25 protein-coding genes are annotated in these 18,979 nt (G+C 33.7%); 3 read left to right on the top strand and 22 right to left on the bottom strand.

Going from position 1 to position 18,979, the window contains the following annotated elements; genetic code table 11:
* Window positions 1-344: 344 nt before the first annotated feature.
* From BK054_RS07380 to BK054_RS07340, 12 genes are all read right to left on the bottom strand, one after another.
* Entirely contained in the window at window positions 345-704 is a 360-nt protein-coding gene (locus tag BK054_RS07380) for a hypothetical protein (protein ID WP_071307190.1), read from the bottom strand.
* Between the two features lie 267 nt (window positions 705-971).
* On the bottom strand, window positions 972-1,124 hold the full coding sequence (locus tag BK054_RS18285) for a hypothetical protein (protein WP_156860091.1): 153 nt from the start codon (window positions 1,122-1,124) through the stop codon (window positions 972-974).
* A 3-nt stretch (window positions 1,125-1,127) separates the two neighbouring features.
* Window positions 1,128-1,829 carry a pentapeptide repeat-containing protein gene (locus tag BK054_RS07375; RefSeq protein WP_071307189.1) on the bottom strand — a complete coding sequence of 234 codons (702 nt, stop codon included), beginning with the start codon at window positions 1,827-1,829 and terminating at the stop codon, window positions 1,128-1,130.
* A 143-nt stretch (window positions 1,830-1,972) separates the two neighbouring features.
* Window positions 1,973-2,137: a hypothetical protein gene (locus tag BK054_RS18280; RefSeq protein ID WP_156860090.1), complete on the bottom strand. Its 165-nt coding sequence runs from the start codon at window positions 2,135-2,137 to the stop codon at window positions 1,973-1,975.
* A gap of 22 nt (window positions 2,138-2,159) precedes the next feature.
* Window positions 2,160-2,597 (bottom strand): DUF6896 domain-containing protein, encoded by a 438-nt coding sequence (locus BK054_RS07370; protein ID WP_071307188.1) that lies wholly within the window; start codon window positions 2,595-2,597, stop codon window positions 2,160-2,162.
* Between the two features lie 241 nt (window positions 2,598-2,838).
* Window positions 2,839-3,366, bottom strand: a complete 528-nt coding sequence (locus tag BK054_RS07365) for a hypothetical protein (protein WP_156860089.1) — start codon at window positions 3,364-3,366, stop codon at window positions 2,839-2,841.
* A gap of 42 nt (window positions 3,367-3,408) precedes the next feature.
* Entirely contained in the window at window positions 3,409-3,639 is a 231-nt protein-coding gene (locus BK054_RS07360; RefSeq protein ID WP_156860088.1) for a hypothetical protein, read from the bottom strand.
* A gap of 129 nt (window positions 3,640-3,768) precedes the next feature.
* Window positions 3,769-3,924: a hypothetical protein gene (locus tag BK054_RS18275; protein WP_156860087.1), complete on the bottom strand. Its 156-nt coding sequence runs from the start codon at window positions 3,922-3,924 to the stop codon at window positions 3,769-3,771.
* A gap of 107 nt (window positions 3,925-4,031) precedes the next feature.
* Complete coding sequence (locus BK054_RS07355; protein ID WP_172461563.1) at window positions 4,032-4,469, bottom strand: DUF6896 domain-containing protein; 438 nt, start codon at window positions 4,467-4,469, stop codon at window positions 4,032-4,034.
* Window positions 4,470-4,563: 94 nt separating this feature from the next.
* Window positions 4,564-5,001, bottom strand: coding sequence for a DUF5958 family protein (locus BK054_RS07350; RefSeq protein ID WP_006257508.1), 438 nt, complete (start codon window positions 4,999-5,001; stop codon window positions 4,564-4,566).
* 517 nt (window positions 5,002-5,518) lie between these two features.
* Window positions 5,519-5,998: a hypothetical protein gene (locus BK054_RS07345; RefSeq protein WP_006257509.1), complete on the bottom strand. Its 480-nt coding sequence runs from the start codon at window positions 5,996-5,998 to the stop codon at window positions 5,519-5,521.
* A 1-nt stretch (window position 5,999) separates the two neighbouring features.
* Window positions 6,000-7,223, bottom strand: coding sequence for an NAD(P)/FAD-dependent oxidoreductase (locus BK054_RS07340; protein WP_006257510.1), 1,224 nt, complete (start codon window positions 7,221-7,223; stop codon window positions 6,000-6,002).
* 125 nt (window positions 7,224-7,348) lie between these two features.
* On the opposite strand from BK054_RS07340, the gene BK054_RS07335 reads away from it, so the two are divergent.
* Together BK054_RS07335 and BK054_RS07330 are read left to right on the top strand one after the other, a co-directional pair.
* Window positions 7,349-7,900 (top strand): hypothetical protein, encoded by a 552-nt coding sequence (locus tag BK054_RS07335; protein ID WP_006257511.1) that lies wholly within the window; start codon window positions 7,349-7,351, stop codon window positions 7,898-7,900.
* A gap of 9 nt (window positions 7,901-7,909) precedes the next feature.
* Entirely contained in the window at window positions 7,910-8,320 is a 411-nt protein-coding gene (locus BK054_RS07330; protein WP_006257512.1) for a hypothetical protein, read from the top strand.
* Here BK054_RS07330 and BK054_RS18435 read toward each other — a convergent pair.
* From BK054_RS18435 to BK054_RS07285, 10 genes are all read right to left on the bottom strand, one after another.
* Complete coding sequence (locus BK054_RS18435; protein ID WP_167363341.1) at window positions 8,317-8,490, bottom strand: hypothetical protein; 174 nt, start codon at window positions 8,488-8,490, stop codon at window positions 8,317-8,319. The two genes, BK054_RS07330 and BK054_RS18435, sit on opposite strands and share 4 nt — an antisense overlap.
* A 15-nt stretch (window positions 8,491-8,505) precedes the next feature.
* Entirely contained in the window at window positions 8,506-9,228 is a 723-nt protein-coding gene (locus tag BK054_RS07325; RefSeq protein WP_071307185.1) for a carboxypeptidase-like regulatory domain-containing protein, read from the bottom strand.
* 22 nt (window positions 9,229-9,250) lie between these two features.
* Window positions 9,251-9,964, bottom strand: coding sequence for a M949_RS01915 family surface polysaccharide biosynthesis protein (locus BK054_RS07320; RefSeq protein ID WP_006266234.1), 714 nt, complete (start codon window positions 9,962-9,964; stop codon window positions 9,251-9,253).
* Between the two features lie 11 nt (window positions 9,965-9,975).
* Window positions 9,976-10,704, bottom strand: a complete 729-nt coding sequence (locus tag BK054_RS07315; RefSeq protein ID WP_071307184.1) for a YqjF family protein — start codon at window positions 10,702-10,704, stop codon at window positions 9,976-9,978.
* A gap of 129 nt (window positions 10,705-10,833) precedes the next feature.
* The gene (locus tag BK054_RS07310; RefSeq protein WP_025125723.1) at window positions 10,834-11,841 is read right to left on the bottom strand and encodes a TQO small subunit DoxD; all 1,008 of its coding nucleotides are present in this window, start codon (window positions 11,839-11,841) and stop codon (window positions 10,834-10,836) included.
* A gap of 118 nt (window positions 11,842-11,959) precedes the next feature.
* Window positions 11,960-12,349 (bottom strand): hypothetical protein, encoded by a 390-nt coding sequence (locus BK054_RS07305; protein ID WP_006257518.1) that lies wholly within the window; start codon window positions 12,347-12,349, stop codon window positions 11,960-11,962.
* A gap of 80 nt (window positions 12,350-12,429) precedes the next feature.
* Window positions 12,430-12,930 (bottom strand): hypothetical protein, encoded by a 501-nt coding sequence (locus BK054_RS07300; RefSeq protein WP_071307183.1) that lies wholly within the window; start codon window positions 12,928-12,930, stop codon window positions 12,430-12,432.
* A gap of 11 nt (window positions 12,931-12,941) precedes the next feature.
* Window positions 12,942-13,883, bottom strand: coding sequence for a hypothetical protein (locus BK054_RS07295; RefSeq protein ID WP_071307182.1), 942 nt, complete (start codon window positions 13,881-13,883; stop codon window positions 12,942-12,944).
* Between the two features lie 468 nt (window positions 13,884-14,351).
* Window positions 14,352-15,272, bottom strand: coding sequence for a GYDIA family GHMP kinase (locus BK054_RS07290; RefSeq protein WP_071307181.1), 921 nt, complete (start codon window positions 15,270-15,272; stop codon window positions 14,352-14,354).
* Window positions 15,272-16,588, bottom strand: a complete 1,317-nt coding sequence (locus BK054_RS07285; protein WP_071307180.1) for a hydroxymethylglutaryl-CoA reductase, degradative — start codon at window positions 16,586-16,588, stop codon at window positions 15,272-15,274. The genes BK054_RS07290 and BK054_RS07285 overlap by 1 nt, the downstream gene beginning before the upstream one ends.
* Window positions 16,589-16,801: 213 nt before the next feature.
* Here BK054_RS07285 and BK054_RS07280 point away from each other — a divergent pair, with 213 nt between their 5' ends.
* Entirely contained in the window at window positions 16,802-18,967 is a 2,166-nt protein-coding gene (locus tag BK054_RS07280; RefSeq protein WP_071307179.1) for a S9 family peptidase, read from the top strand.
* Window positions 18,968-18,979: the final 12 nt, after the last annotated feature.

Here is an 18,979-nt window from a genome sequence, read left to right as displayed (position 1 = left end):
AATAATTAATCAGAAATAAAGATTATATCCTCCGAAAAACTTATTATCAAACAGTAAACACCTCATATTCTAAATTTGGAATACTCGTCTCTAGACTATTACCTCAAGTCTTTTACTTAAAAAGCTACTCTAAATAAACAACATATCAACTCCTCAATCACATAGAGTCATCACACTATAGTACTTTAATTTATTATCATACTCTCTATCACTATTCAAAGAGCATAAAAAAACTCCTCAGCAATTATGCTTAGGAGTTTTTCTAATTTTTATCTTCATATAAAATACATAACATTTTATAAAATATAATTAATTTTAAATACTCCAATAAATAAAGTCAATCACTAAATCAACGATATATACATTGAAGGTTTTAAAAATATCAAATCATAATGACGATTATCAATTGTACTTACAGTCATATATACTTCATCATGCTCCACATTAACAGCAACAATCATACTAATTATACCAAAATTACTTTCTAAGTTATCAAATTTAGAATTAGGACATAATCTAGATAATGCCTTACTCCAACTTTCAATAATTAGAATACATTTTCTATCTATCCCTTCATCTTTTTCTAAATCATAGAAACCATCGAAGCTTAATTCTATCTTTTTTTCATCTATAGCATAAACAAACTTACTTACAACTTCATCATCAAAAGTATATAGTAATTTATTATTTCTAATTAAATTCATATTCTTCTTAATTACTTAATCCTAATGCATGTATCAGCACTTCCTAAATTTACTGGTTACATCATTCATCAAATCTCCTAATACACCAGCCTGCACTAAGAACTGACTTCCTTTATCTAATAAAATTAATCATTATTCACTCAAAATAATAACATTATTCAAACACTATAAAAAAAGAAACCTCCTAAACAGTATTATTCAGGAGGTTGTATTGTATATGATAGGTTCTCATTAAAAAATTATCAATAATTACTTATAGGCACACTCTTAAATAGAATTTAAGAACGAGACTATTTTATATGCTATTTCCTTTCCATATTCAATTTCTACATCTTCGATATTTAGAATATACCATTCTTGATTCTGAGCATGTACAGAATAAACATTTATAAATATCTCTATTTCTCTTTGTTCCTCCACATTTCAATTAGATATACTTTCTTTCATTAATAGAAGCCTCTCACTCCATCTATCAAATTTATAATACTTTCCAGAAGTATTAATTTCAACATTTAATAAATTACAATGATCGCTAAAAGTCAAATCATGTAGTTCAGCATTGACAAATGAAACATTTTTCATCTCATTTTTCTTGGGAGTACCAAACTCTTTGTTATCTGATTTTAAAGGAAAACCTCCTCTAAACCATATGTCATTTAATTGACCTTCAAAATCACATTCCTCAAATGAAGAAGCATTAAAATCAAGACTTTTTATACGAGAGTTTTTAAAAAAAACATCCACAAACTCTGGTCGTATAAAAATTGCTTTTGTAAAATTGCATTGAATAAACTCACATTCTAAAAATTTAGTCCCATCATAACCTACAACTGCACCGTTAAATTTACAATTATTAAAGACACATTCTTTAAAAATATTCCCATGATCTGAAAAGCTAGAAAAGTCAACTTTTTCAAAGTAACATCTTTCAAACAAAGATTTTTCAACCCAACAATCGTTAAACATTGAGAAACTAAAATCAGCATCACAAACTTTTAACTTACAAATAGTTTTAGTTTTTAAATCTAATCCTCTTAAATCAAGTTTTCCTTCAACAAATTCAATAGAATTAATAATTGAAGACAACTCTCCTCCTTTTAACAACAACCGTTCTATTTCTTTCATAACAAACTGTAAGTATTTATGCTTAATTCTATTCTATTAGCAACAAAAAATTACTTGTATACACCCTAACTAAACTCCAACCGTTTCTTATTCCAAATTAATCAATAGTATCATCTACAGCCAACAATATATTTTATATAATATCATTCTGTTATAATCAGCTTACAATTAACTCCAATTCTCTCAGCTTCATTAAAAAACTCTTGTGCTAAGTCCATATCATCTACTTCTATAATTACCTTCTCTCCATCTAAAAGAGAATCAACATTGCCTTTAGCCTCTGACAATGACTTTCCAAGCATACTCATTTGAATTTTGCTTAAAGAAACTTTAGCTATACCTCTTTATTAAAAAAGAATTCCATACCCTGCCTTCGGATATAACAGGTAGTAAGAATCCTTCTTTCACTAATTCTTTTAGTTTTTCATTCAGTTTATCAACATCAATATCAACATGATAATAACTATCAATAAAATCCTTTAATTTTTTTGAAGTAAATTGATAGGTCAAATCATCAATATAGTGTGTAAAATTAAAGTCACATTCTATATTTCCTTTCTGGATGAAACACCCTCCCCCATGGTAATGGTATTCATATCCATCAATGTTACCATGTTTATAATTTTTAGTGCCATTTGAATTAATATTAATCTTATAAATCTCCTGATATATATCTTCTTCAACCAAATTCAAACTACTTCTTATCACTTTTTCAAATTCATGAATAAATCTAACATATTCATTCAAATATTTCTTTATATCATTCATAATTGATCTATTTTAAAAACATAATTAATGCTGAAATACTTCCTGACACCACCCACCAGCAATCATTACTACTTTTGTTTAACTATCACTAAGTATACCTTCAGTAACCACACCATTAACATCTGTCCCAGCTGATAATTTACCAACTATTAACACTATTTAAAGACTATAAAAAAACTCCAAAAGCATATCTTTAGGAGGTTAGGGTATTATGTCTTCCTATCAATAGTGTCTAATAAAACTATTGATTCTTTTTAATTCTTTCTTGCTCTTCTAAACATTTCAAACTTTGTAACTCACCTATTTTATGCTTAGCACGAAATACTGTTCTTAACGAATCTATATAGTTGACTAAATCATCACTATAATAAAAATCAAAAGTCTTTCTAAATGTCATATGCCCAATTAAATTGGGATTATCCATAGCTGTATATGGATAATATGTTTTCTCTACCCATTTACTTATTAAGTTTTCATAATTTTTATTTTCATACGATTGATGATTATCAGAATAAAAATCAACTACTAAACAATATTCATGATAAAGTTCTGATGCAGAAATATCTACTAAAAAATCTTCTATAACTACGCCTTTTTCTTTTCTAATTTTATCTAAAGATTTCCTATACAGATCAATAAAAGCATATTCTCTATGAATCAAAAGTAACTTTTCTATATTTTGTTCTTCTTTACTATCTTTCTCTGGTTTAAGAGATGTACAATTAACACTTAGTATTAATAGCATTACATATATAATCATTCTATTCATAATTAGTAAAATTTATTAGTTGAATCTAAGTTGTATATAATATTATTCTGTTATAATCAGCTTACAATTAACTCCAATTCTCTCAGCTTCATTAAAAAACTCTTGTGCTAAGTCCATATCATCTACTTCTATAATTACCTTTTCTCCATCTAAAAGAGAATCAACATTACCTTTAGCCTCTGACAATGACTTTCCAAGCATACTCATTTGAATTTTGCTTAAAGAAACTTTCTCTAATCCCTCTCTCCAACTACCTAAAACAATTTTGGGCATAATATTTCCTACTTTAATTATCATTGCAGAAATACGAATAACTTAAGTAATTCTAACGTTAACATCATTATATTAAACAACTATACTCATAAATCTTTATTTAAGGTACATAGCATTTTTTCCTTTCTGTTACAGAGGTCTAATTTCTTCTAATTCATTTGGATTAATCTTATAAATCTCCTGATATATATCCTCTTCTTTAAGGCTTAATTTATCTCTAAGCATTTCTTCAAAATCATGAATAAACCGAACATATTCTCTCAGATATTTCTTTATATCATTCATAACTAATTTATTGTATGTAGTCTCTTATCACTTTATCCATTCTTTATCCCCACTAACACTTTAACGATCGCCTCATTCTCAAGAACTCTATTCATTAATAACAAACTTTAGCTATACCTCTTTATTAAAAAGGAATTCCATACTCTACCTCCAAATATAACAGGTAGTAAAAATCCTTCTTTCACTAATTCTTTTAGTTTTTCATTCAGTTTATCATCATCAATATCAACATGATAATAACTATCAATAAAATCTTTAAGCGCAAATGACGTAAAATTATAGGTTAAATCATCAATATAGTGTACGAAGTCAAAGTCACATCTTACATCTCCCTTTTGAATAAAACATCCAGCTCCATGATAATGGTATTCATATCCATCAATGTTACCATGTTTATAATTTTTAGTACCATTTGAGTTAATATTAATCTTATAAATCTCCTGATATATATCCTCTTCTTTAAGGCTTAATTTATCTCTAAGCGTTTCTTCAAAATCATGAATAAACCGAACATACTCACTCAGATATTTCTTTATATCATTCATAATTAATTTATTATACATAACCTTTTATCTTTCTTGCCTAATGCTAAGCATTACTTCTCGTTGAATAATTATTACATTATCACTAATCAGTAGTTCACTTCACTACAGTATCGTCATGCTCACTAAATATTTTATCTACATTCTCTTTACTGTTCAAATCCCAATACCACCATTTATTAGGATTATTTCTCTCTAATAAAAAACGTCTTTGGTAAGCGACTTTAAACAACTCTAGAAAAAGAATAAAAACATTTACTAATTCATAATCTGGCAAATTAATTATATTCCTGAGGCTATACTCTTTTACATCTTTGCGAAGCATCACACATGGAGTACAAGTCTCTTTAAGCCCACTATTTTTAATCACAGCATCCACATCTGTAATTAAAGGTTTAGATTGTTGTATTAAAAAAACGAGGCTCTCTAAAAAAAGCCTCTTACTATCTTCTTTATTAAAGAGCTCTGTAACGACTTCTATCCCAATTATAGATTGTCCATACCTATTTACTATTACTTCCTTCTCTTTATTCATTATTTCTTCTAGCTTTTATTACTATACAACGTCGATTAATATCTCCTCCTTTCTCCGAAAACATCTATCTTTCTAAGAATTCTATCAGTTGCAATTTTTGCTCCTACAAAAAAGGATTCTTAACCTTACTAATCAACGGAAGTATTGTACACCTAGTTGAAAGTAAACTGTTTTTGTATTTAAAATTACTTGTACAGCGTAATAAAGTTAACTATTATTCTCTCAACTCTCTATCACTATTCAAACACCATAAAAAAACTCCTAAGCAATTATGCTTAGGAGTTAAATTTCACATCCCTAAATAAAAACCACACCACCTCCCTAGCCTTAATCACAACTTGACAGGATACTGCTCCCATAGTGATCGCATTAAAAACAGCCTTAATTATGTGAGCACTATCCCATAACTATGCGACCAGTATGCGATAAATCAAAAATAAACCAACGAAAAAGGCAGTAAAACCGAGGTTTTACTGCCTTCTCTGATATTTTTTATTTTTCTTTAAAACGATCGTTTCTATTTTCGATATTGTGCTATTGCCTTCTGTATTGCAGGCCTAAACTGTACGCTGATATAATCTTCACTAGTAGGGGCACTAAACATAAACATTGGATTCTCAGGAAATCCCTCTGTCGTTCTAAATAAGACGAAATAACTCTTACCTGCTTTACCCGCATTCATCCATTCGTCAAATTTATAATAATCAGCTACAGAGCGTCTCTCTCTCACCACGATCAGCACATCGTTTATCTCATTCCACTTGAGTTGCTTCTCTTTGAGTAGGCTTTTATACGTCACTCCTTCTACGTCTATACTTACTTTGATAAAAAAACATTTATAGACAAAAACGACGAATAGAAATAACATAACAGCACTAAGAGACTTGGCTAATCCATTGCCAACTTGTAGAAAGAAAATAGACATCCCTAAAAAAGGAAGTAAACAAAATACGAATAGCAATATCTTACTCGTCAAATTATAATAACTAAACCTCATCTTATTTATGTTCTATTTTAGTTGTTATTGCTAATGCAGCAAGGTATCCGTTCGTCCATGCATTCTGAAAATTAAACCCTCCTGTGATGGCATCTATATTTAAAATCTCCCCTGCAAAGTACAAATTATTGTGCAATTTACTTTCCATGGTTTTAAAGTTAACCTCTTTTAGGTCTACCCCTCCAGCAGTAACAAACTCGTCTTTAAACGTGCTTTTACCATTGACTTGATATTCTCCTTGAGTCAATTCCCCACATAGTATATCTAACTGCTTATTAGTCACATCTGCCCATTTGGTATCTTCTGCTATTCCTGATATCACGACCATGCGTTCCCATAGTCTATTAGGCAAATCTAATTCTATACGCTTAATCACATTCTTTTTTGCATGATCTTTACGGATGCGTTGCAATTCTTCTTTTAGAGACTCGAAGCTGTGCTGTGGCATCCAATTTACTGTGATATGAAACTGATATTTCTTGTCTGCTAATATTCTAGCACCCCAAGCAGAAAGACGCAATATACCAGGTCCACTCATCCCCCAGTGGGTAATTAATAAAGGCCCTGATGCTTCTAACTTAGTCCCCTTAACACTTACCTCAGCAGGTGTAGCTACTCCCATCAAATCTTTGATGCGTTTATCATTGATATTAAATGTAAATAATGAAGGTACTGGCTCTACTATCTTATGTCCTAATTCGGCTACTGTATTCCACATCTTAGGATTACTCCCCGTAGTCATGATTAGATAAGTCGCTTCGTAGTTACCTGTTGTGGTATCTAGCTTCCAACTGTTCTCTTTCTTAAAGATGCCCTGTACACTACTACTCGTGATGACTTCTATCTTCAGCTTCTGTACTGCCTTCATAAAACAGTCTATAATAGTCTGAGAAGAGTCTGTATCAGGGAACATTCTACCATCCTCTTCTATCTTTAATGTCACGCCATGTCTATCAAACCACTCAATAGTATCACCTGAACAAAACTGATGAAAAGGCCCTAATAGCTCTTTTGCACCACGAGGGTAGAACTGCGTTAATTCTTTCGGATCAAAACAAGCATGAGTCACATTACATCTTCCTCCTCCTGATATTCTTACTTTAGAAAGCACTTCTTTTCCTCTCTCGATAATCGCTATTTTTAGTCCTTTATTTTGTTCTGCAAGATTAATTGCAGTAAAAAAACCTGCTGCTCCACCTCCGACTAATATGACATCATAATTCATTGAAAAACCTATTTTAACGTTTAAGACTCTCTTCTAGAGTTTTTTTATTGAGTGTAAAAAATTATCTTTACGCCAACAAAGATACTTACTTACGATCGCACCACTATCATTGTTAAATTAAGAATATGAAAAAATTACCTTTCTTAGCTTTAATTGTCTTGTTCTCTATGTGTAAATCTGCTTCTCACGTAGCCACGAAACCGCCTAAAGAACTGACAGTAGATGAGCGTATCGAAAAAATCAAAGAGGAAGATAGACTTCCTGAAGAAGATGATGTAATGGATCTACCTGATTATGCTCAGGTGAGAGATGACTTTAGATCCGTTACTGACAAAACGAAAGCAAACTACCTTAGAGGAATGAATGCTTCTGCTGATAACTACTCTGTAGTCATCTTAACTAAAGGCTTTAAAGGAGAAAATATCTCTATCAAAGGAAATAGCAAGACCTACTACTACGCCATGACCATGAGTGATCTACGCTCTGGTATAGCGAAGTCTATCCGTGTAGACAACACGCAAAATATAGTATTAAAAGACAGTTATACAGGAGGCTCACTGACGATAGAAAGTGACCATGCTAAAATGTTTAAATTCATCTATGTGATGAAAAACAACGCAAATAAGGAAACTCCTTTTAAAGTGACATTTAGCAATACGCTACGTCCTGTTCGATAATCTTCAATAATGGAAAAAAGAGACCTTGTCCTTAGAATGATACAACAAACGGCTCAATTACTTAGAGCCGTTTTTAATTCGCTTCCTATCGATGACTTCGAGACCGAACAGCAAGTACAAGACTTCACCTCGTCTCTTAAGGAGAACTTACATCTAGATCTAGACAAATTTATCCTGCTTACAGATGAAGAAGTTCTGACTTACTTATTAACCATAGAGGGAATGGATATCGAAAATATAGAATCACTGGCTGACATCCTAAGACTACTAGCTCTCAAAACTCAAGATTCTTTAAACGAAAAAAGTGCTCTCCTAAATAGCAAAGCACTTCTGTTATTTCAATATGTATCAGATACATCTAAGACCTACGACTGGGGAAGAGAGAATAAAATTATCACCCTAAAAAGTCGTCTAACTTAGTTCTTAGAAGCTCTCTTTTCTTTAGCTCCGATCACTAAGGCAAACAACAATACTACTACTGCCGAAATAAGCAGAAATAGCCCTATCCCAAAGTTTTGCATTGCTATTAGACTTGTACCTATAGATATCATTAATAATCCTACTATTAATAACCCTTTACTTCTCTTCATTTATTTTTATTTTATTTAATATCCAATTACAATTGCACCTCCCAAAGCTTCACCACTCGATTCTAAATGGAAGTCAACATTATCTTTTGTTTTACCTACTCGTACCTTCACATCATTCATCCCAACAAAACTTGCAACTATTGTTAGTCGTTTATTATTATACTTTTCAGGAATAACTAATTCATATTCTCCTGCTAGATTACTCTGCGTACCTATATAAGTCCCTTTTATTATAATACTTACACCTGGTAATTCTAATCCACCCTCATAAGCCTTTCCTTTAATCACTCTTGTATTCTCATTCTTAGTTTCATTCTGAACTAACGTTGGTAAAGGAGTACTTGTCTTAGTATCTTGACATACAGATTCCACCTTAGGTTTCTCTTGAGCTACAGCTGTACTTATAGTTGTTAGTGCTAACAAATTTACCATTGTAGCCACCATACCATTCAGTCCAAAAGACTTTCTGATTTTCTCTTCTTCTAAGTCTGTACCTATATACTGACGTGGAATACGTCCGCATATTTTTCCCTCTTTCTTAATATAATTGATGATATCTCGCTTACTTGCTTTAGAGAAGTCAACGACTACCTTATCACATACAGCACAGTGTCTCCCTTTATCTTGAGGAGCCATTTTATCCCAATCTTCATGACAGGGTTCTGGTATTTCGATTCTGTATTTCATAGTTACTAATATAGCGAATGATAACACAAACATAAATAATAAAAAACGCATAGTGGTATCTATGCGTTTTTTATTATTTAAAACTATTAGCTATTTTCTTCCAGCCTTCTTCTACCGACTTAGAGAATACTTTCTTTGTCTTATCTGCCTTTTCTACCACAGGTTTATCTACTTTGCCCTCGCTAGGTATAAATGCTCCTTTGGCTAGAATATTCTCTTCACCATTAAACAACATGACTTTTAAATCATATTCTCCTTTCTCTCCATCATTACAGCTCGTCACATAAGACACGATTACTTCAGTCACTCCATCATTATCTAAATCAGTAACAACTGTCCCCATAGGTACATATCCTATATATGGTGCAGGGCTTCCTTCACCGCAGGGTACGACATCATACATCTTCATCGTCATCACATAGCCATTATCATCGTCTTTATTCGTGAACATATACATATAGATTTCACCTTTCGTTCCAGAAGAATACTGACCAAACCCTTTCTGAGACAAGTCTCTATAAGGGAAATACCCCGTAGTCGTTAGGATCAATATTTTCTCTCCTTCTTTATCTTTCCAACTAATAGATTCCATTACAGTTCCTCTAAAGTCAAAGGTCTTCGGAATATCGTTATACAATAGCGTCTTTGCCTTAACAGGAGACTCCTTGTCGTATATCTGCATCTTCCATTTAGGTTGTAAGGTACGCTCTAAGTTTCTTGTATTTTGTCCCATCACAACAGAAGAGATAAACAAAAAACTACAGCACAAAAAAAGTAATCTTGTCATTATATACATTATTAGAGTTTGATTTTTTCTTTATCCCATGATACCACTACAACACCTTTAGAATAATGTTGTGCAATCACATCAGCTTCTGTCAAGTGCAGATCGCCTATACTATAATCAAACTCCATTGTATCAAATTTTATTGTTCTAATAGGCCATTCTTTATGGTGTATCTGATATCGAAACAGCTCCTCATGTACATATACATACAGACAATAACGCTCTGTCAACCACAAATCTAATGTAGTCTTATCCTTAACTTTCTCCCCTTTTTGATATTCAAGTTTTAAAAAGAAGCGTTTCTTTTCATTCAAAGACAAATAAGCATTTTTCTCACGAATTATATCTGACTTCTCATAAGGCAACCCAGATATCGTACGAGATACAAATGCAGATAGGCTCTTTCCTACTTCTATATTGATAAAATAAACTCCAGGTTTTCCGTCTATCACAACATAAGTACGCACGTTGATCTCATCAAAATCAGATACCACACCCACTGCAGGTAGACGACGTGGACGAATATTCTCCATCGTGAACGGCACGATAGACACATAGTACTTCCCGTCTAGGCTATCCAGTTCTAAATCTTCTGGTACTAAGGGTCTCAGTACCTCTAGAGGCACTTCAAAATGTAAAAAGATAGCTCTATTCCACTCTTGATAGAACTTCCATGGTCCTTCAGGCAATGCCCAAGGGCGATGGGACACTGAACTTAACACATCATCTATTTGGCTCATATTGTATTTTTTTACTAAGCAATTTACATAAATAAACACAACCTTCTTACTATTTAAAGACAATTAATCTCAATCAAATATCCTCAAACCGTCAAAAGCTGAATAGAAGCTACCTTATCACTATATTCATTAATTCACTTCAGCTGTCCACTCAATCCCACTGATATCTATCAGTCGAAGAACAACACTCTGTTTAGGATGCTCAACACTTGGCTCAAAAGTAAGATCAGCCTTCGCTCCTAAAGGAATAATCAAACTGTGTTTGCCAGGAGCTATTTTAGCTACATAGCGATTACTGATTTGTTCTTTACTCAGTTTAGAGAGTGCTTCACCATCCCACTTCTGAATAACCTCTCCTTCTATTGTCTCTAATTGTACACCTATAAGGAATGATCCATATACATCTGCACCTTCTACACGATATACTTCAAACTTCAACTGTCCTTCTCTCCAAGTCACATCTGCCAACTCTAGCTTAGGCTTAACAGACTTATTGTGTAGAGTACCGAACACTCCTCCGTGGAAAACTTGATTCGTATATAACGTCAATAATAACACTGCAAAAGATCCTACGAATACTACAGGCTTAAGATTCTTAATAGGTAGTTCTCCTGAGCCTAAGAAACCAAACCACTTCTTAGTCGTAAATGCCTTGCCTTTCTTTGCAAAATAATAGTCTAGAGAACCGTATCCTCCTCCTGTCAAGAATAACATAAACCCTGTAGCTACACCTAGCACTCCTATCTGCCATTCGTCTAGACATGTAGTCCCTATCCAGCCAGAACCTAGTAAGATTCCCATCGCCAAAAAGAATACCCCTACAGACATCAGCCTAGTGAATAGACCTAACATAATAAACAATCCTACAATAGCCTCTACTATTGTAAAAATAACCATCGCCCACCATAGCATATCAGGATTACTCACTAGATATTCTATAAGCGGTTTTATACCTAAAGCATTTGGCAAAAAATGATTAAACTTCGCACCAATATATCCTGCTTCTTCTTCTATTAATTTGTTCTCTAATATTAACCTACGCCAAAAAGCAGAGAAATAAGTCCATCCAACTACTAAGCGAATTCCAAGTGTAAAAAATCCAGCCGTTGTATACGACTGCTTATTAAAAATTTGCATGATTTTAAATTAAAATAGTGTAATCAATTTGTTTTAACTCATTAAAATACAAACCCATATATCGTTATTCCTTCGTTCATTCTAGAGAATAACAAGGCTTAGGTACGTATATAAATCCTTACGCTATAGCTAATTTAAACTGCTGATATAATATATATTTAGGAGGGTCGGTTCCTGCTATATTAAGAATATAGTCTAATTGTACTCCCTTACTGTGGTGAAATAAAGCCAAGTCTACTCCCGTTGTATAAGCCAACGAACTCAACGATATTCCTTTTACTTTTTGTTTTAACTGCTTTGAAGAAACAGTTACAGATGAAGTCTCTACATCACAAGAAATCTGATTAACGCCTAATGCTTTATTTGCATTCAAGGAACGTTCTACCTGAAGTCCTGATACCTCAAAAAAAGCCTTCTTAGCAGAACACCCAACTGTAGTAAACATCAAGAGTGCTATCCATAGATAACACTGTATTTGTACCGCTACTTTCTTTTTTAAGGTTAACATTTAATATATACTCTCATCATTAAAGGCTCAAAAATAGCCCTTTAAGTTTAATTTTAACAATTACAATTGACAAAGTATTGTTAAACTAAACTTGTTAGATGTACAAGAAAGTTCTCTTCATCTACTCCTTCAACCTTAAAACGAGCTACTGTACCAGGACACATCTTCTCTCTAGACAATACAGACAGGCACTGATGATAATCTGCTAAGCCATAAAAAGAGCTTCCTAGATAGACCATAACACCTTGTGGATAAAAACAGACTATCTCTCCTTCTACCTGATCACCTAACTCCTTTTTAAATACAGCCCAATGCTCTTCATAAGGTACTTTACTCTGTGACCATTGATCGAGAAACTCCTCATGACTTATTTCATTTAGAAATTCTTTATCCTCTTCTTCTAACAACGCTTCAGGCAAAAAGAACTCTTGATCTCTTATCTCAATATAACTATTCGTCCAACAGCCATTATGATTAGTCACACTGCGCAGATAATAGCCCTCTTCAGACACCTCATAATAACTGATACAGCCTTCCACTCCCTCGAGTTCTAAATGGTCATAACTATAATATGCATTCATATTTATTATTATTAATGAGGTATAAACTCATAAGGCATACACAATACCCTTTCTAATCTTCGTATCAACTCTTCTTCTGTATCTGCATACGTAATATGATGTTCTAACATATTGTTCAAGTCCACATTGGTTGTTCCTTTAGAAACAGGGTGTTTAAGCTTAACCAACGATACTTTAAACTGATTATCTATCCAGATCACCTCTATAAACAGTTTATCATTACTAGCGAAGTATAGTAGTTCATTGGGTTGATAACTCTTCTTTCCTCTTATCAATTTATGAACGACAACATACCAATACCCATACTGAACAAACTGTAGCAAATCCTGATCTGTCTGATTCAATATCTTTTGTACAACTTCTTTCACACTTCCCAGATCATGACTTTGACAAAGGATTTCATACTTCCTAAACTCCCCTTCATAATCCCAACTACCGAGCACACGATTATACTCCATATATTCTACTTCATACCCTACCTTATCATTACTATACATCACATATATACCTCTACCATCCTTTATATTCTCAGCCGTAAATAATAAAGTATCTTCTAGATACCCCTCTCCTATTGGATTATTAATGCCTACAGACCAATGTTCAGACACTGCCAATGCCCATGACCACTGCGTGGACTTTTCTATTTTCTCTATAATTTCTTTCTGACGCTTATAAAGTTGAGCCAAGTACTTACTATCACTTCCTTTCTTCTCATCTCCTTCTATATACGATAACCAACCTTTTAAGAGATCAATAAATACCAACTTCCCTTCTGCTGTTAGATCATCTTCATATAGAACGACTTCACGATTCAGCATTCCATATTCATCAAAATTACTTGAAGAAACAAGACGCTTATTCTCAACAAAACTCAACAAGGTCACAATCCCTTCTTCGGGAACTTCCTTGTGATTTGCTAAGTACTCGTTTATATTGAATATGTCTCTTCTCATATTATTCTTTTTATTATGCTAAGCGATACTATCTCTTACCATTCTTATACGGTGTCAAAAGTACGAAAGACTATAATAATACTTTCTACCTATGACGATATTGCCTACTTATGCCTACTAATAAACACTTATGGTCACATAAAATGGGACACTATACAATAAAAAAAGAGGCTATCCTACAACAGATAACCTCTCCAGATTGTCATTCTCTCCAACTTGCTCATAAAGATTCAGACTTTCTTTACTTAAAACCTACATTAAGCATTAGTAAAACCTTATGGTCAACATCTCTATTTAATTAAATCAGTACTCAAAACATAGCACTTATGCTTCTTCTTTAATTAATGATAGTCTCTTTGCGATATCAACCTAAGCACCACTAATGAATCCAATAGATTTTGTTTTAAAAATACTATATTATGAAAGGATAAATATAAAGCATTAAAATCAAAAATAGTAGTTAAACTTCTAAAAAAGAATCATATTCTCAAAGTTTACTATTACTTCATATCCTTTAGAACTAAAATACTCCAAAGGGTCATTTTTAGAAGCGACCATCACAAAATCTCCTCCCCAGCCTCCTAGACTTTTGATTGATCCGTCGAAGTCCGCAAATAAACTTTGCTTCACAGTAGCGACTCCTAACACCTCACTCATAATCTGCTCATGCTCTTCCATTAGAGCACAGAACGCCTCTAATGTAGAGCTAACAGACATCGCCTTACTGATCTCTGATATACGCTCTACCTGATGGTGAATACCATGACGTTTCGCTTTAAAATTAGCAATAGCCTCTTTACTGCTCTTCTTCTGATTTAGATATACGAAATATAAATACTCTTTAAAAGACGGGTTAAAAGACACCTGCTCTACCTGCGGATGGTTTACATCCGTCAGGGTATAAAAGATTCCTTGATCATAACGCGCACAGGCAATATCATATCCACTACCACCGAATGATTCCTGTAATAGTTGATATGGATTAATATTAAACCACTGCGCTACATTATTAATCCAAGTAGAAGAAGTCCCTAATCCCCATAAGCGAGGAAAAGTTAACTCAGATACCACCTCATACCCTAGAGAATGTTCTAGGATAGAAGGATTCTGTCTATGTGCAGCACGCAGTACATCTACTAGCGTTTTATAATACTCTGATTGATGTTCGATTTCATGCGTACCTAGTACATCTTGAAGAGGCACTACCTCACTCATCCAGATACTACCGTCCACATCATAGCTCGTCCAATGAATACAGTCACCTTCCTTCTCCTTTACCTTCAGTGATTGTCCATACTTAGTAGGCAAGGCAAAAGCCTTAGCCCCTTCTAGCACGACATACTCTCCTGAGATAAGCAGTTTTCCGTTACTATAATATTCTTTCACCATTATTTGCGAAGGCTTTCTAGCAGTTCTACTACTGCACTATGGGATACTACATTCTTTTCGAAATGAGCTACTACTTTTACTCTTTCTGCATCTGTTGCCTTGAACTGGTTTAGGATATTCATTAAGTGCATCTTCATGTGTCCTTGTTGAATACCTGTCGTTGTCAATGATTTTACAGCAGCGAAGTTCTGTGCTAATCCAGCTACAGCTATGATTTGCATTAACTCAGTAGCAGAAGGACTCTGAAGCATCTTTAAAGCTACCTTTACCATAGGGTGTAATGAAGTTAATCCTCCTACAGTTCCAAGTGCTAGTGGCAAATCAATCCAGAATTTAAAGATACCATTCTCTATACTAGCATGAGATAAACTACTATACTGACCACTGCGAGCAGCATAAGCATGTACTCCTGCCTCGATAGCTCTGAAGTCATTCCCTGTAGCGAGTACCACAGCATCTACCCCATTCATCACTCCCTTATTATGTGTTACTGCTCTAAAAGGCTCTACCTCTGCGATACGCACAGCTTGTACAAATTTCTCTGCAAATAACTGCGGTTCTTTAATATCCTTCCCTTTCAAGTCTTCGATCGGACAGCTAACTTCAGCTCTTACCACACAGTTAGGTACATAGTTAGACAGAATGCTCATCACTACATCTACTGCTTTCTCCTCTTCTGTAAACGCTGTACAGTTCATCGCCTCCGCTTTTAGCGTTTTAGCGATTTGCTCTAGACAAGAGTTAATGAAGTTTGCCCCCATACTATCTTTTGTCTCGAATGTCACATGCAGCTGATAATAATTATCCACATCAGCAGTCTTATCTCTTAGCTCGATCGCTGAGATACCTCCACCGCGTTTCTGCATATTCTGTGTGATAGAGTTCGTATCTTCATAGAACTTGCTATCTATATCTTTAATAAACTGAACTAGTTTACTCTTATCTCCTTTGTATATAAAGTGTACTTGTCCTATCTTCTCTGTCCCTAGTATAGTAGTCTTAAATCCGCCTCGTTCTGACCAGAACTTAGCAGCCTTAGAAGCTGCAGCTACTACAGAACTCTCTTCTATCACCATCGGAATAGTGTACCATCTATCGTTAATTCTAAAGTTAGGAGCTACACCAAAAGGCAAATAGAAATTCGTAATCGTATTCTCTATAAACTCATCGTGAAGCTTCTGTAATTCCTCATCTGAATTCCAATATTGTTCTATCAATTCTACTGTATCAGCAGAATTAGAAAAATAGGTTTGTGCTATCCAATTGATTTTGTCTTGTTTACTCAACTTAGAGAATCCATTAATATTACCTTCCATCTTTATTTTTGTTTATGCCACAAAGATAACTCATTCTTACAAGGTTAAAAAAACTAAAAAAACAGCTATTAGTACTTTTTGTTTATGATATTATGATTTTTATTACCAAAATAGCTTCAACAGAATTAGACTTTTTTTGGTTTATTCGAAAAATAAATTGGTGTAAATCATATTTTTTCATTAAAATTGGAAGTTTTTTCGATTAAATAGATAATGAAACACCTTAACCTAACCCTACTATTTTGTATCATAGCTACCCAAATTGGGTTGGCTCAGAAACAAATTGCACAAGAAGAAATTTGGAACGGCACATTTAGAACGAAAGTAATGCAATCCGTTAATTCGATGGAAAAATCGAATCAATACTCACGCATTGAGCGCGTTGCTAAAGACCACCAAGAAATAAATCTTTATAACTTCGAAACACTAGAAAAAGCAAAAACAATCTTTTCTACTAGTGCGTTTAAAGATATTAAATCGATAGATACTTATATCTTCGATCATAAAGAAGAACAATTATTAATAGGAACGAACACCACTCCTATTTATCGTCGTTCTGCTTTAACTGATTTTTATTTGTTCAACCCAACTAAAAATTCACTAGTTAAAATAGCAGATCACAAAATATCTGAACCAACATTCTCTAATGATGGTTCTAAAATAGCTTATGCGTATCAGAATAACTTATATATCTATGATATCGCTTCTCAAAAGACACAACAGATAACACATGATGGTAAGAAAAATCATATCATCAATGGTATCTCTGATTGGGTATACGAAGAAGAGTTTGGTATTGTACGCATGTTTGATTGGAATAAAAATGGAGATAAGATAGCTTATATCAAATTTGATGAGACTGACGTTCCAGAATATTCAATGGATGTATATGGAACAGGACTTTATCCTACTCAAGATAAGTTTAAATATCCTAAAGCAGGAGAAAAGAACTCTCTAGTATCTATCCATATCTACGATGTGAAGTCTAACCAGACAAGTAAAGTAGACTTAAGCGAGTTCAACGATTTCTATATCCCTAGAATCAAATGGACAAATGACAATCAATACTTAAGTGCTCAAATCATCAATAGACATCAGAATGACTTAAAAGTATTCTTCATCGATGGAAATACATTAAGCAAAAAACTGATTCTAAATGAGACAGATAAGGCTTATGTAGATGTAGCTACGCTTAGCTTCTTAGACAACAACGATTTCGTATGGCTAAGTGAGAGAGATGGTCATAACCACTTATACTACTATAACAAAGAAGGTAAATTAGTAAACCAAATCACTAAAGGGAATTGGGAAGTAACGGATTACTACGGTATCGATACTAAATCTAAGAAACTTTATTTCCAGTCTGTAGAAGAAGGTTCTATCTATAGAGGAGTGTATTCTATAGACCTTAATGGAAAAAATAAAAAGAAACTATCTGAGAAACTAGGAACGAATAGAGCGATATTCAGCCCTAACTTCGAACAGTTTATCAATGTGTACTCTTCTAGTACAGTAGCTCCTACTTACACTTTACAACAGTCTAAAACAGGTAAAGTGGTAAAAGAAATTCTAAACAATAAAGAATTAGAGAGCAAATTAGTAGACTATAACTTACCTACTAAAGAATTCATACAGATTCCTACAGTTAACGGATTACAGCTTAACGCTTGGGTGATGAAACCTAAAGACTTTGATCCTGCTAAGAAATATCCTGTGTTTATGTATCAGTACAGTGGGCCTGGATCACAACAAGTAGCTGATAAATGGCTAGACTCTAACGACTATTGGCATGCTATGCTTACTCAGAAAGGGTATATCGTAGTGACTGTAGATGGTAGAGGAACAGGATTCAGAGGAGCTGAGTTTAAAAAAATGACACAAAACCAATTGGGTAGATATGAAGTAGATGACCAGATCATCGCTGCTAAATACCTAGGTCAACAATCTTATGTAGATGCTAGCAGAATAGGTATCTGGGGATGGAGCTACGGAGGGTTTATGTCTTCTAATGCTATCCTACAAGGAAACGACGTATTCAAACTAGCTATCGCTGTAGCACCAGTGATTAACTGGAGATACTATGACAGTATCTATACTGAGCGCTATATGACTACTCCACAGGAGAACCAAGCTGGATATGATGATAACTCACCTATCACACATGCTTCTAAACTAAAAGGTCGTTACCTACTAGTACACGGTACTGCTGACGACAACGTACACGTACAGAATGCTATGACTATGATAGAAGCGTTAGTACAAGAGAACAAAGACTTTGACTGGCTAATCTATCCAGATAAGAATCACGGTATCTCAGGAGGAAATACAAGATTACAATTATATACAAAGATGACTAATTTCATCTTAAACAATTTATAAGCCAAAATAACC

This window comes from Myroides sp. ZB35, assembly GCF_001865835.1.
Taxonomy (GTDB): Bacteria; Bacteroidota; Bacteroidia; order Flavobacteriales; family Flavobacteriaceae; genus Flavobacterium; species Flavobacterium odoratimimum.
The sequence above is the reverse complement of the archived record's forward strand: the minus strand, read 5'-3'. Positions and strand labels throughout refer to the sequence as shown.

Coding starts and splice junctions, on each gene's coding strand:
- BK054_RS18280 (WP_156860090.1), bottom strand. CDS start 2,137: ATGAGTATGCTTGGAAAGTCATTGTCAGAGGCTAAAGGCAATGTTGAT.
- BK054_RS07345 (WP_006257509.1), bottom strand. CDS start 5,998: ATGAGGTTTAGTTATTATAATTTGACGAGTAAGATATTGCTATTCGTA.
- BK054_RS07330 (WP_006257512.1), top strand. CDS start 7,910: ATGGAAAAAAGAGACCTTGTCCTTAGAATGATACAACAAACGGCTCAA.
- BK054_RS07315 (WP_071307184.1), bottom strand. CDS start 10,704: ATGAGCCAAATAGATGATGTGTTAAGTTCAGTGTCCCATCGCCCTTGG.
- BK054_RS07335 (WP_006257511.1), top strand. CDS start 7,349: ATGAAAAAATTACCTTTCTTAGCTTTAATTGTCTTGTTCTCTATGTGT.
- BK054_RS07310 (WP_025125723.1), bottom strand. CDS start 11,841: ATGCAAATTTTTAATAAGCAGTCGTATACAACGGCTGGATTTTTTACA.
- BK054_RS07280 (WP_071307179.1), top strand. CDS start 16,802: ATGAAACACCTTAACCTAACCCTACTATTTTGTATCATAGCTACCCAA.
- BK054_RS07355 (WP_172461563.1), bottom strand. CDS start 4,469: ATGAATGATATAAAGAAATATCTGAGTGAGTATGTTCGGTTTATTCAT.
- BK054_RS07295 (WP_071307182.1), bottom strand. CDS start 13,883: ATGAGAAGAGACATATTCAATATAAACGAGTACTTAGCAAATCACAAG.
- BK054_RS07375 (WP_071307189.1), bottom strand. CDS start 1,829: ATGAAAGAAATAGAACGGTTGTTGTTAAAAGGAGGAGAGTTGTCTTCA.
- BK054_RS07370 (WP_071307188.1), bottom strand. CDS start 2,597: ATGAATGATATAAAGAAATATTTGAATGAATATGTTAGATTTATTCAT.
- BK054_RS07365 (WP_156860089.1), bottom strand. CDS start 3,366: ATGAATAGAATGATTATATATGTAATGCTATTAATACTAAGTGTTAAT.
- BK054_RS18275 (WP_156860087.1), bottom strand. CDS start 3,924: ATGAATGATATAAAGAAATATCTGAGAGAATATGTTCGGTTTATTCAT.
- BK054_RS07360 (WP_156860088.1), bottom strand. CDS start 3,639: ATGCCCAAAATTGTTTTAGGTAGTTGGAGAGAGGGATTAGAGAAAGTT.
- BK054_RS07290 (WP_071307181.1), bottom strand. CDS start 15,272: ATGGTGAAAGAATATTATAGTAACGGAAAACTGCTTATCTCAGGAGAG.
- BK054_RS18435 (WP_167363341.1), bottom strand. CDS start 8,490: ATGAAGAGAAGTAAAGGGTTATTAATAGTAGGATTATTAATGATATCT.
- BK054_RS07305 (WP_006257518.1), bottom strand. CDS start 12,349: ATGTTAACCTTAAAAAAGAAAGTAGCGGTACAAATACAGTGTTATCTA.
- BK054_RS07380 (WP_071307190.1), bottom strand. CDS start 704: ATGAATTTAATTAGAAATAATAAATTACTATATACTTTTGATGATGAA.
- BK054_RS07340 (WP_006257510.1), bottom strand. CDS start 7,223: ATGAATTATGATGTCATATTAGTCGGAGGTGGAGCAGCAGGTTTTTTT.
- BK054_RS07325 (WP_071307185.1), bottom strand. CDS start 9,228: ATGCGTTTTTTATTATTTATGTTTGTGTTATCATTCGCTATATTAGTA.
- BK054_RS07350 (WP_006257508.1), bottom strand. CDS start 5,001: ATGAATAAAGAGAAGGAAGTAATAGTAAATAGGTATGGACAATCTATA.
- BK054_RS07285 (WP_071307180.1), bottom strand. CDS start 16,588: ATGGAAGGTAATATTAATGGATTCTCTAAGTTGAGTAAACAAGACAAA.
- BK054_RS07300 (WP_071307183.1), bottom strand. CDS start 12,930: ATGAATGCATATTATAGTTATGACCATTTAGAACTCGAGGGAGTGGAA.
- BK054_RS07320 (WP_006266234.1), bottom strand. CDS start 9,964: ATGACAAGATTACTTTTTTTGTGCTGTAGTTTTTTGTTTATCTCTTCT.